This window comes from Litoreibacter ascidiaceicola (assembly GCF_900129235.1).
GTDB lineage: Bacteria > Pseudomonadota > Alphaproteobacteria > Rhodobacterales > Rhodobacteraceae > Litoreibacter > Litoreibacter ascidiaceicola.
Genome location: NZ_FQUV01000004.1, coordinates 166,063 through 177,971 on the forward strand (window position 1 = coordinate 166,063; position 11,909 = coordinate 177,971).

Here is an 11,909-nt window from a genome sequence, read left to right on the forward strand (position 1 = left end):
ATAGGGTGCGACTTGCAAAAGCCAGATCACAGCCCCGCATTGGGGCTGTGTCTGTGGCTTGAGAGGATCGCTATCCCCGCAGCTTGTGATGGAGCAGGATCGGGACGACCAAATCCTCTTCGTCTACCAGATGCCTGGCCAGAAAGGCTTCGATCTCCGACGCGGTTTCAAGCAGCGTGCCGGATTCTTCATAGGCCTGTGCCTCGTCAAGCTGGGTGAGCTTGACCACGCGGTTGGCTTGTCGGGTTAAACGGTCCAGCACGTTGTCCAAAGCCAGATGATCGGTCTCCAACGTTTCCAAGCCAGCATCAAACCGGCCATCGGCGGCGGACAATTCTGGAAAGAAAGAATGGTCTTCCCATCCGTGATGCCCGTGCAGGTTTCTGACCAACAGGTTGCCGTAATATGCCAATCTGTCGGCGGAATCCTCCGCCGAACGGTCTTTGTTCAGATAGCTCTGGGTATTGAGGCGAACCTCCCGTCCAAGTTGTCGAAACATGTCATGAGCCCCCATCCAGTTTTGAATAGAAGCGGCGAAGTTCGGGTGACCCGGCCAAGCTTCGCGCGGGTAGTCCCGAAGCAGGATGCGCATTTCATCAGGCAGCGCATCCTGTCTCACAGTTTGATTTGTTGTCATCCATGCCAAATGAGGATGCGGGGCCTGATAACAACTGCGTGTTCGCGCAGGTTAGCTAGGTGATTGGCGCACCATCATCGACGTCAGCTGTCTACAGGATCCGAAAAGCCCGCGTCTTTGTGGCTTCCGTCGCAATAGGGTTTGTTCTTCGATGCACCGCAGCGGCACAGGAATGCCTTGGGCAGGGTGGCAATCTGGCGTCCCGTACCTGTGGTCAGTTCGATATTGCCCTCGATCTTGAGCGGGCCGTCAGGGATGCGAAGTGTCGCGACCTTCCCGCCATGTTGCTCCGACCCGGCAGGGGATTTCGGCGATGGCTCTCCCGTCGCAGTGAACCCGGTCTCTACATGGGAGTAGTCGCAGTAGGGCTTGTTCTTGGAGAGACCACAACGGCACAATGTGACCCTGCTTTCTGTCTCCACCCCGTCGATCTCGAAACTTCCGGACGCGGCCAAAGGACCGTTTTCCAGAACAGCGATTTGGTTGATCTGAGGAGGGGTCTCGTTAACGCCGGTTTCGCGGTGGAAGGCCAAGGCACCCGAAGGGCAGGTTCGCACCACGGCGGCGACGTCGTCAGCTGTTGCGTTGTCAGGTTGCACCCAAGGGCGCTGCTTGGGGTCAAACACAGTTGGAAGTTTCAAGAAGCAATTGCGCGCGTGAACGCATCGCTTCAGATCAAAACTGACCGTGATGTCTTTGCCTTCATATCCCTTGCGGCGCATGTGCGTCTCCTGCTGTTTCGTTTCCCCGACTTTAGCATGCCCAATGTAGCGCTGCGCACCAAACTAAAAAGGCCCGCAGCTTGGGTGCTGCGGGCCTTGATCGCCAAAACTTCGTTGGCTTTAGTTTGGAATGTCGCCAGTGATGCCTTCAAGGTAGAAGTTCATGCCAGCCAGCGTGCCGTCATCGGCAGTCTCACCCTCGGCCAACCAGTCGGACCCGTCCTGCTTTTTCAGCGGGCCGGTGAATGGGTGGTAGGAGCCGTCCGCCAAGCTGTCTTTCAATGCCAGAGCTTCCGCTTTCACGTCAGCTGGAACAGCATCGGAAATCTCACCGATGCCAACCATGCCCGGGCCGATGCCGTCCCACGTGTCGGTGCTTTCCCAAGTTCCGTCCATCACCGCTTTCACGCGTTCGATGTAGTAGGGCGCCCAGTTGTCGATGATCGACGACACCCGTGGCATGGGCGCATATTCCGACATGTCGGACGCCTGACCGAAAGTGATCACGTTACCGGCTTTCTGAGCCGCAGCCTGTGGCGCGGTAGAGTCGGTGTGCTGCAAGATCACGTCAGCACCTTGTTCGATCAGCGCGGTCGCTGCATCAGCTTCTTTTGCAGGGTCAAACCATGTGTAGGCCCAGACAACGCTGAATTCGACGTCAGGGTTCACTTTCTTGGCGTGGATGTAGGCCGCGTTGATGCCACGGATAACTTCCGGGATCGGGAATGACGCGATGTAGCCGACCTTGTTGGTCTTGGTCATCTTGCCCGCGATGTGGCCCTGAACTGCGCGGCCTTCATAGAAGCGGGCAGAGTATGTCGACACGTTGTCGGCGCGTTTGTAGCCGGTGGCGTGCTCGAACTTCACGTTCGGGAATTTCGCCGCGACCGCGTTGGTCGGGTCCATATAGCCAAACGAGGTGGTGAAGATCAGGTCGGCACCCGACAGCGCCATCTGTGTAATCACGCGCTCCGCGTCGGCACCCTCAGGGACGCTTTCTTGGAAGATGGTCTCGACCTTGTCGCCGAACTCGGCTTCCACGGCCAAACGGCCTTGGTTGTGCTCGTAGGTCCAGCCGCCGTCGCCGACGGGGCCGACGAAGATGAAGCCGACCTTGGTTTTGGCGTGGCCGTCGGCGAATGCGCCGGTGGTAAGTGCGAGGGCCGCAACGGCCCCTGCAAGGATAGTTCTGCGTTTCATGAGTGGTATCTCCCCAGGTTTAAAACAGTTAGTGGCCTCAGTGAGAGGCATGGAATGCGCGACCGAGGCAGGCGGGCGCGGCAAGTGATGCGCGGGCTTTGCCACCCTTGCGGGGGGCCGACATTATGACCAGCACAGCGATGGTTATCAGATACGGCGACATGGACAAGTACTCCACTGGAATCGCCAACCCCGCAGCCTGCAAGTTCAGCTGCAACACGGTTACCCCGCCAAAAAGATAGGCACCCAGCAACACGCGCAAGGGACGCCAAGACGCAAAGACCACAATCGCCAGCGCAATCCAGCCCGCGCCCGCCGTCATTCCCTCGGTCCATTGAGGAACGCGAATGAGGCTAAGATACGCGCCGCCCAATCCCGCACACGCGCCGCCAAACATGATCGCCAGCAGCCGCACCTTCACGACCTTGTAGCCAAGCGCATGCGCCGCGTCGTGGTTCTCGCCGACCGCGCGCAAGATCAGCCCTGCACGGGTGAATTTCAGCACGGCCCATGTTCCGACGCAAAGGGCCAAAGTCAGATAAACCATCAGGTCATGGGTGAAAAGAACCCGACCAATGAAGGGGATGTCGGCGAGCGGCCCGAAGTCTAGCTTCTCGACTGCGGGTGGCCGGATGCCGACATATCCCTGACCTAGCAGCGAGGATAGTCCGAGTCCGAATAGAGTAAGTGCCAGACCCGTGGCGACTTGGTTTGACAGCAAATACTGCGTCAGTAGGCCGAAAATCAGCGACAAAATCGCCCCGCCAACAGCTGCCGCGATAAAGCCGAATACGGGCGATCCAGTTTCAACAGCGATTGCAAAGCCGCAGATCGCACCGGTGATCATCATGCCTTCGACACCAAGGTTCAGGACGCCGGATTTTTCAACGACCAACTCACCAAGTGCAGCCAGCAAAATAGGGGTCGCGGCCACCATGAGGGAGGCTAGCAGCAGGGTAGGGGAGATTGCGCTCAGGTCCAATGTACACCCCCGATCGCAAGGCAGAGTGCGCAGGTGGCAACCCATCCTGCCGTGAAACCAACGCCCATGACAGGCAGGTGAATTGCATGACTTTTGATCGCACGCAGCCTATGCCTCACGCGTGGCACAAGCAGTGCCAGCGCTGCGAGCGCTAAAATCAGCGCGACATGTGAAAACACAAACAAAAGTCCCGCGGTGCCACCGGTTTCCATGTGCAACATCCATGGCAACATGAGACCCATCATGCCCCCCATGAAAAGTGGTGCTTTGTGCAATTGCATCATGCGACCTTCCTTTTGCCAAACCTGATCCGGTAGTTCGTCAACACATCCACCGCCAGCAAAAAGAACAACAACATCCCTTGGAAGGCTTGAATGGCCGCCGTCGGAACCCCCAGCATGAAGCTGGCGAGCTCGCCGCCGATATAGGTCAATGCCATAAGCAAGCCCGCCAGCAAGATGCCGAACGGGTTCAGGCGACCAAGGAAGGCCACGATGATGGCGGTAAAACCGTAGCCCACATTGAAGTCGATGCTGACCTGACCTGCAGGACCGGACACTTCAAACAACCCCGCAAGTCCGGCGAGCGCGCCTGAGGTGCCAAGGCAGAACAGGATCAAGCGCGCAGGATCCACCCCGCCGAAACGTGCGGCTTTCGGGGCTTGGCCAGCCAGCCGAATGTGGAAGCCCATCATGTGTTTCGAGAACAAGACGTAAGCGAAGATCACGGCGATGATCGCTGCGACAACACCCCAATGAAGGCCTGTGTTGGGCAAAAGCTCTGCGTTGAAAGCTGACGGGTAGTCTTTGAAATTCCGCGACCCCGGGAAGCCGTTCCCTTCAGGGTTGCGCAACGCGCCCAGCGCCATCGAGGCCAGAATGAACTCCGCCACATAAACCAGCAGAAGCGAAACCAGAATTTCGTTGGTATGAAACTTCACCTTCAACAGGCCCGGGATCATCGCCCAAAGAAAACCACCCAACGCGCCGGCGATGACCATAAGCGGGAAAATGAAGAAGCTTTCAGTTGGATAGAAGGCGAGCCCAACAGCGGCACCGGACAGTGCTCCGATGATGTATTGCCCCTCGGCCCCGATGTTCCAGACGCCTGCGCGAAACCCCATCGCCAATCCGGTTGCGATCAGGATCAACGGCGCGGCCTTCACCAAGAGTTGCGGGCGTGAGAAGGCCGCGAATTGTTCGTTGAACAACGGGTCCCAGAAGATCGTGCGGATGGCCTCGAACGGGTCCTTGCCAAGCAGGGCGAACATGATGCCACCGGCGATCATCGTGGCCACAACGGCGAAGACCGGCGTGATCGCCGTCCAAAGCTTCGAGGGTTGTGGCCGTTTTTCCAGGACGATCATGCAAGAGCCTCCGACGATGCTGGTACAGGATCAAGATCATGCGCCCCGCCCATCATCAGACCGATCTGATCCACCGTTAGTCCGGATGCTTCGACAGGCTGGCTCAAGCGTCCTTCGTTAAGGGCGGCGAAGCGGTCAGAAATCTCCATTAGCTCGTCCAGATCCTGACTGATCACAACGATCGCGGCCCCTGCTGACGCCAAGTCCAGCAAGGCTTGCCGGATGGCTGCTGCCGCGGAGGCATCGACGCCCCATGTCGGTTGATTTACCACCAGCACTGACGGGTTTTGCAGAATTTCCCGCCCGATAACGAATTTCTGCAAGTTACCACCAGACAGAGCCCGCGCTGCCGTGTTCGCCGAGGGCGTGCGCACGTCGAATTCTTGAATGATCTTTTTGGCAAATTCGCGTGTTCTGCCCCAATCTATCATGCCACGGGTTTCCAGACCTTCGCGCACCGCACCCGAAAGCAATGCGTTCTCGGTCAGCGACATATCAGGGGCCGCTGCATGGCCCAAACGCTCCTCCGGGGCGGCCAGCATGCCAAGCGCGCGACGTGCATTCGGACCCTTGTCACCGACAGCGTTCCCCAGCAGCCGCACCTGCGATGCGCCTACTAGAATTTCACCCGAAATCACCGAACACAACTCGTCCTGCCCGTTGCCCGCCACGCCGCCGATGCCAAGGATTTCACCCATTTGCACCGCCATATTTATATCTTTCAGCGAGGTGCCGAACGCGGTTCGAGCTGGCACGTCTAGCGCCTCAATCTCCAGCGCCACTTCTTGCGGAACACGTGGGGCTTTCAGCGGCACATGGAGCACCTCGCCAACCATCATCTCAGCCATAGCGCGCGCAGTTTCCTGACGCGGATTACAGGTCCCGACCACCTTGCCCAGTCGCAATACCGTCGCGTGATCACACAAGGCGCGAATTTCTTCCAGTTTGTGTGAAATATACAGGATTGAACATCCCTCGCCGCGGAGCTTTTCCAAGGTTTGAAACAGAATAGCGACTTCTTGCGGTGTCAGAACCGAAGTCGGCTCATCCATAATCAGCAGCTTGGGGTTTTGCAGCAAACAGCGAATGATTTCGACGCGTTGGCGCTCACCTGCGGACAAATCGCCGACCAGCTGGTCCGGATCCAGCGGCAGGCCATAGTTTTGGGACACCTCGCGAATACGCGCAGCGAGGTCGCGCATTTTCGGCGGATTTTCCATGCCGAGGGCAATGTTCTCGGCCACATCCAACGCCTCGAAAAGCGAGAAGTGTTGAAACACCATCGCCACACCTGTTGCGCGCGCCGCACGCGGCTCGGACGGTGCGTAGGGCATGCCTTTGAAGGTCATCGTTCCGGCGTCGGGCTTCACCAGCCCGTATATCATTTTGACAAGGGTGGATTTGCCCGCACCATTTTCACCAAGCAGCGCGTGCACCTCGCCGGGGCGAATGGCGAATGAGACTTGGTCGTTGGCGACGACACCGGGATAGGCCTTGGTCAGGCCGGCGATTGTCAGCAGGTCTTCACCCGCTGTGCTGAGACGCTCCTCCGTCAAACCGCGACATCCTTCCCCAAGGCCTTCGTTTGCAAGGACATCAGTAGCTCAGATGCAACGCCCACCGCAATGGCCTGAGGGTGCTTCCCCAGGACAGGTTGCCCGATCGGGCATTGAATGCGGGAAATTTGTGCGTCCGTGTGGCCAAGCGTGCGAAGCCTTGATCTAAACCGCGCCCATTTGGTGGCCGAGCCGATGAGCCCCGCGCTGGCAAAGCCGTGCGCCAGCAGCCGGTGGCACAGGTCCAGATCGAACACATGTGAGTAGGTCAGGATCAGATGATGCGCATCGCGTGGCGCATGCGGCACGGCGTCGGGAATGTTGACAGCTGTCAACTCGTTAATAATAAATGAATTTTTGTCGCCTTGGCTGTTGGGAAAGCGGTCGGGCGCGCTATCCACCCATGTGATATCAACCGCCTGCGTGGGGGCGATGACATCGACAATCGCCCGCCCGACATGTCCCGCGCCCCAAACCCAAAGCGGCACACGGGCGGGCTGCACCGGCTCGAACAGCCAGCCTTGATCGAAAACTAGGTCATGGCCCGACCCGTTGCGATCTTGCGATTTTGCGCGCTTGATTTCCAAGGGTTCAGCCGCATTCCCTTCGACGCGGCGCAGATAGTTATTTGAGACATCTGGTAAACGCTCAAAGACTTCAGTGACCAAAGTCACCGACCCACCGCAGCATTGTCTCAAAGCCGGGCCAAGCGGCACGCGGGTGACCGTGGTCGCCGTCGCTTCGAGCGCCCGTCTCGCGGCCTCGAGTTCCAGCGCGCCACCGCCAATGGTGCCTGATTGCCCACCGTCCCAGACAAGCATGGATGCACCCGCTTCGCGGGGGCTGGAGCCCTGATGAGACGCAATGACAACACGTGCTGCACGCCCATGTTGTTCCAGCGCGTTACGCAGTCCTTGGACATCGAAGCTCACGCGCGCAATTTCTGGCAGGCCAGCAACACCCGCTCGGCGGTGGCCGGCGCATCAAGGTCTGGAAAGGCCTCGCCGCAAGCTGAAATTGCATCGGAAAGAGCTGACCACGCGGAAATACCAAGCATCAAGGGCGGCTCTCCCACGGCTTTGGATTTGAACACGGTCTCGGCGCGATTCTCGCCATCCCAGAGGGCCACGTTGAAAATGTCGGGCCGGTCCGAGGCGGCGGGAATTTTGTAGGTCGAAGGCGCGTGTGTTTTCAGGGAGCCTTTCGCGTCCCAGACCAGCTCTTCTGTCGTAAGCCAGCCTGCGCCTTGCACGTAGCCACCTTCGATCTGCCCGATATCCAACGCAGGGTTCAGAGAGCGCCCGCAATCATGCAAAATATCCGCCCGAAGTATCCGGTTTTCGCCGGTCAGCGTATCTATGACGACTTCGGTGACAGCAGCGCCGTAAGCGAAATAGAAAAACGGTCGACCATGCCCCTTGATGCGGTCCCATTGAACCTCCGGGGTGGCGTAAAACCCTGTCGCCGAGAGAGATATGCGGTTTTGGTAGGCCTTCGACGCGGCGTCGGCGAAGCTCATCTCGTGATCATCAAACCGCACCAAGCCGTCCTCGAATACAACCTCGCCATCGCTCAAAAACGCAGCCATCCGGCCTTTGATCGTTTCGCATGCGTTCAAAACGGCCATGCCGTTCAAGTCCGAGCCGGACGAGGCCGCCGTCGCGGAGGTGTTCGGAACTTTTCCGGTGTCGGTCGCAGTTATCTTAACAAGGTCAAGCGGCACGCCAAAAGAATGCGCAGCAACTTGCGCCACTTTGGTGAACAGTCCCTGACCCATCTCGGTGCCGCCATGGTTCAAATGGATCGAGCCGTCCTGATATACATGCACCAAGGCCCCCGCCTGATTGAGATGGGTAAGCGTGAACGAGATTCCGAATTTAACCGGCGTGATTGCGATGCCGCGCTTCAGAACCGGGTTCTTGTCATTCCATTCCGCAACCGATTTTCGCCGCGCCTGATAGTCCGAGGATATCTCCAGCGCATCCACCATTTCGCGAATGATGCTATCGGTCACCTCCATCCCGTAAGGCGTGGTTTGGGGTTTCATCTTGGCAGAAATATTCCCGCCGGAGGCATAAAAATTCTCGCGCCTCACCTGCAAGGGATCCAGACGTAAATGATGTGCGATATGATCCATCACACGTTCGATCCCGACAACGCCCTGCGGTCCGCCAAACCCACGAAACGCCGTGTTGCTCTGGGTGTTGGTCTTCAGCCGGTGCGAGGTGATCCGGGCATGGTCAAGATTATACGCATTGTCGGCATGCAGCATGGCGCGGTCGGCGACGGGCAAAGACAGGTCCTGCGCCCAGCCACAGCGGGCATAATGGGTGAAATCTATCGCCTCGATGCGACCACGTGCGTTAAATCCAACATCATACTCGATGCGAAATTCGTGACGTTTCCCCGTGATGATCATGTCATCGTCGCGGTCGTAGCGCATTTTGACAGGGTGGCCGTGCTTGTCGGCAACCACAGCACAGGCCACACAGAGCGCGTTGCCCTGACTTTCCTTGCCACCAAAGCCACCACCCATGCGGCGCACTTCAACACGCACTGCATTCATCGGGCGGCCAAGGGCCTCGGCTACTTTGTGCTGGATTTCCGTAGGGTGCTGTGACGACGCATGAACCACCATATCGCCGCCCTCTTGCGGCACGGCGAGGGCCGCATGGCCTTCCAGATAGAAATGCTCCTGACCGCCGATCTCGAAACTGCCTTGCAAACGGTTGGCGGCTTTGCCCAGATGCGCTTCGGTATCTCCTTTGGTGTAGACGCGAGGACCCTCTTCAAACCGCGCGTTTGCAGCGATCGCTTCGTCAATCGTCAGAATTGGCTCTTGCGCGTCATAGTCGATCTTTGCCAACCGTGCGGCTTTGCGTGCGGCAAGATGGGACGTCGCAACAACAAGAAATATCGGCTGGCCAAGATAATGCACGTCTTCAACGGCCAGCAACGGCTCGTCGTGGTTGGACGGGCTTACATCATTGTCATGGGGCAGGTCGGATGCGGTCAGCACGTCCACAACCCCCTCGGCGCGACGTACATCCGTCAGATCAACACTGATGATCCTGCCTTTAGCGATCGAGCTGAGCCCAAAGGCCAAGTGCAACGTGCCCCGCGGCGTTGGAATGTCGTCGGTATATCTGGCCGCGCCTGTCACATGGAGCGGGCCTGCGTCGTGGGCGGTGTTCTTCCCTACACTCATGGGCGCACCTCCAGCACGGATGCGGGAATTCCAAGGCTTTCCACATAGACGCGTCGCAACATGTTTTGCGCCGCTTGCATGCGGTAGTCCGCAGAGGCGCGCATGTCGCTCATCGGGGTGAAGTCCTTGGCAAAGCCTGCCAAGGCGGCTTCCATATTTTCCTCGGACCACGCTTTGCCGATCAGCGCGTCTTCAACATGCGTTGCCCGTTTCGGCGTTCCCGCCATGCCGCCAAAGGCAATGCGCGCCTTTGCGACTGAGCCACCAGCGACCACGATGTTGAAACATCCGCAAACTGACGAGATATCCTGATCAAAGCGTTTGGACAGCTTGTAGCATTTCACCGTATCGCGCTGCTTGGGGATGGTGATAAATTCAACGAATTCGCCCTTCTGCCGATCTTGCTTGCCGTATTCGAGAAAAAAATCTTCGATCGGCATCTCGCGTCGTGCGTCGCCCTTGCGCAAATGCAGCGTTGCCCCAAGCGCGATCAGCGCAGGCGGGCCGTCCCCGATGGGGGAGCCATTGGCGATGTTGCCTCCAAGCGTTGCCGCGTTGCGTACTTGGGTGGAGCCGTAGCGGCGCAGTAGTTCTGCAAATGACGGGTAGAATGGCTTCACCGCCTCCAACAACTGCGTGATTGTGCACGCAGCGCCAATGCGCAGGCCGTTTTTGGTGACCTCGATCCGTTGCAAATCGGAGCAGCGTCCGGTGAAGGCAACCTTGCCCAAGTCCTGAAGGCGCTTGGTCACCCAAAGACCTACATCCGTTGCCCCGCCAATCAGCGTAGCGTCGGGGTTTGCCTCGTACCAAGCGGCGAGTTCGTCAGAGCTTTCCGGCATCGGGTAGGGGGCTTCGGCTTGAACATGGCTGTCAGCAATCCAGTCAGGCACATCCTCGCGTGATGCAGCTTCCGCCGCGCGAATGATGGGCGCGTAGCCGGTGCAGCGGCACAAGTTGCCCGCAAGCTGATCCTCGTGATCGGTCGCGCCATTGGCATGCGCAGCAGCCATTGTGGTGATAAATCCCGGCGTGCAAAACCCGCATTGGGAGCCGTGATGCTCTACCATCGCGCGTTGCACAGGGTGCAGATCACCGTTCGGTCCAGCGATCCCCTCTACCGTGCGCACCGCGCGGCCGGAAAGCTGAGGCATGAACAGGATGCAGGCATTCATGGCGCGGATAATGCCGTCCTCACCGGTGACCATTACGGAGCAGGCCCCGCAATCGCCTTCGTTGCAACCCTCCTTCGTTCCCGTCATTCCGCGCCGTTCGCGCAAAAAATCAAGCAACGTCTCGGTGGGGCCGACCTCGGCCTCCACGGTCTCTCCGTTCAGAAGAAACGTTAACATATGGAATTTATCCTGCCGCGTTACCTGTTGGGTGTCCCGAGATGCGCGCTTTCGATGCGACGTAGAAGGCGCGCGGGATTAGCTGACGCCTAGGAAAGCGCAGGAAAGTTCATTTGGCAAGTGTTTCAGTTTTTCGGACCAAGAGTTTGCGCTTCCCAAGCTTGCCGTTGCCATTCTAGCCAACCTTGCAGCGGGATCAGCGCGTTCGGTTCCATCCAGCAAATGCGCTGCCGCCCTTCCTTGCGCGTGGCGATGATGCCGCCAGCTTCCATAACTTTGATATGTTGCAAGAAAGACGGAAGCGCCATGTCATGTGGCGCGGCCAGTTCTTTGACCGCGGCTGGCCCGTGGGCCAAGCGTTCGATGATGGCGCGGCGGGTAGGATCGCCGAGGGTCGCAAAAAGGGTATCGAGTGAATGGTTAGCCATGCAGCTAACTAACATCGGTAGTGCTGCCGGGCAAGAGCCCCCCAGTTGCGTGGAGGGCTCGATCGTCGCCTAGAAGGGCAGGAACCCGTCGGACAGATCGTAGGGTTTAACGGCCATCAGGGGTTGGTCCCCTTCATAGGAGAACACGAAGATATGCGCCTGATCGTTTGCAAGCGTAATACGGCAGAAGACCACGTCCGTATCGAACTGCGCAGGGCATCCTTCGAGGTCGGCATGCTCAACCGAGGCCTCAAAGGTTTCATAGGTGAATGTGCCGTTGGGAAGATAGGCGGTATCCGAGGAATGAGTTGAATCATCAGCGCCGGACGCGACCGCGGTGGTTGCAATTGCCAGCGTCAGAAGAGCGGTTAAGGGGAGTGTTTTCATTTCCGAGTCCTTTTGTCAGATATTATATTTCCTATAAAATGAGTCGGAATTAGGCAAGCAGATGTTTTGCA

12 protein-coding genes are annotated in these 11,909 nt (G+C 58.3%); all 12 read right to left on the reverse strand.

The window, feature by feature from the left end; translation table 11 throughout:
• Positions 1-70: 70 nt before the first annotated feature.
• Positions 71-619: a hemerythrin domain-containing protein gene (locus BUB72_RS09735; protein WP_245814785.1), complete on the reverse strand. Its 549-nt coding sequence runs from the start codon at positions 617-619 to the stop codon at positions 71-73.
• A gap of 101 nt (positions 620-720) precedes the next feature.
• Positions 721-1,359 carry a CDGSH iron-sulfur domain-containing protein gene (locus BUB72_RS09740; protein ID WP_073143352.1) on the reverse strand — a complete coding sequence of 213 codons (639 nt, stop codon included), beginning with the start codon at positions 1,357-1,359 and terminating at the stop codon, positions 721-723.
• Positions 1,360-1,479: 120 nt separating this feature from the next.
• Positions 1,480-2,559: a BMP family ABC transporter substrate-binding protein gene (locus BUB72_RS09745; RefSeq protein ID WP_073143354.1), complete on the reverse strand. Its 1,080-nt coding sequence runs from the start codon at positions 2,557-2,559 to the stop codon at positions 1,480-1,482.
• 37 nt (positions 2,560-2,596) lie between these two features.
• Complete coding sequence (locus tag BUB72_RS09750; protein ID WP_073143356.1) at positions 2,597-3,541, reverse strand: ABC transporter permease; 945 nt, start codon at positions 3,539-3,541, stop codon at positions 2,597-2,599.
• Positions 3,532-3,825 (reverse strand): hypothetical protein, encoded by a 294-nt coding sequence (locus BUB72_RS09755; RefSeq protein WP_073143358.1) that lies wholly within the window; start codon positions 3,823-3,825, stop codon positions 3,532-3,534. The genes BUB72_RS09750 and BUB72_RS09755 overlap by 10 nt, the downstream gene beginning before the upstream one ends.
• Positions 3,822-4,907: an ABC transporter permease gene (locus BUB72_RS09760; protein WP_073143361.1), complete on the reverse strand. Its 1,086-nt coding sequence runs from the start codon at positions 4,905-4,907 to the stop codon at positions 3,822-3,824. The genes BUB72_RS09755 and BUB72_RS09760 overlap by 4 nt, the downstream gene beginning before the upstream one ends.
• Positions 4,904-6,463 carry an ABC transporter ATP-binding protein gene (locus BUB72_RS09765; protein ID WP_073143363.1) on the reverse strand — a complete coding sequence of 520 codons (1,560 nt, stop codon included), beginning with the start codon at positions 6,461-6,463 and terminating at the stop codon, positions 4,904-4,906. Before BUB72_RS09765 ends, BUB72_RS09760 begins: the two co-directional genes overlap by 4 nt.
• The gene (gene xdhC / locus BUB72_RS09770) at positions 6,460-7,395 is read right to left on the reverse strand and encodes a xanthine dehydrogenase accessory protein XdhC (protein ID WP_073143365.1); all 936 of its coding nucleotides are present in this window, start codon (positions 7,393-7,395) and stop codon (positions 6,460-6,462) included. Before xdhC ends, BUB72_RS09765 begins: the two co-directional genes overlap by 4 nt.
• Positions 7,392-9,671: a xanthine dehydrogenase molybdopterin binding subunit gene (gene xdhB / locus BUB72_RS09775; protein WP_073143367.1), complete on the reverse strand. Its 2,280-nt coding sequence runs from the start codon at positions 9,669-9,671 to the stop codon at positions 7,392-7,394. The genes xdhC and xdhB overlap by 4 nt, the downstream gene beginning before the upstream one ends.
• On the reverse strand, positions 9,668-11,023 hold the full coding sequence (locus tag BUB72_RS09780) for a xanthine dehydrogenase small subunit (protein ID WP_073143369.1): 1,356 nt from the start codon (positions 11,021-11,023) through the stop codon (positions 9,668-9,670). Before BUB72_RS09780 ends, xdhB begins: the two co-directional genes overlap by 4 nt.
• A 125-nt stretch (positions 11,024-11,148) precedes the next feature.
• Positions 11,149-11,451 carry an ArsR/SmtB family transcription factor gene (locus tag BUB72_RS09785; protein WP_073143372.1) on the reverse strand — a complete coding sequence of 101 codons (303 nt, stop codon included), beginning with the start codon at positions 11,449-11,451 and terminating at the stop codon, positions 11,149-11,151.
• A gap of 69 nt (positions 11,452-11,520) precedes the next feature.
• Positions 11,521-11,838, reverse strand: coding sequence for a hypothetical protein (locus tag BUB72_RS09790; protein ID WP_083588627.1), 318 nt, complete (start codon positions 11,836-11,838; stop codon positions 11,521-11,523).
• Positions 11,839-11,909: the final 71 nt, after the last annotated feature.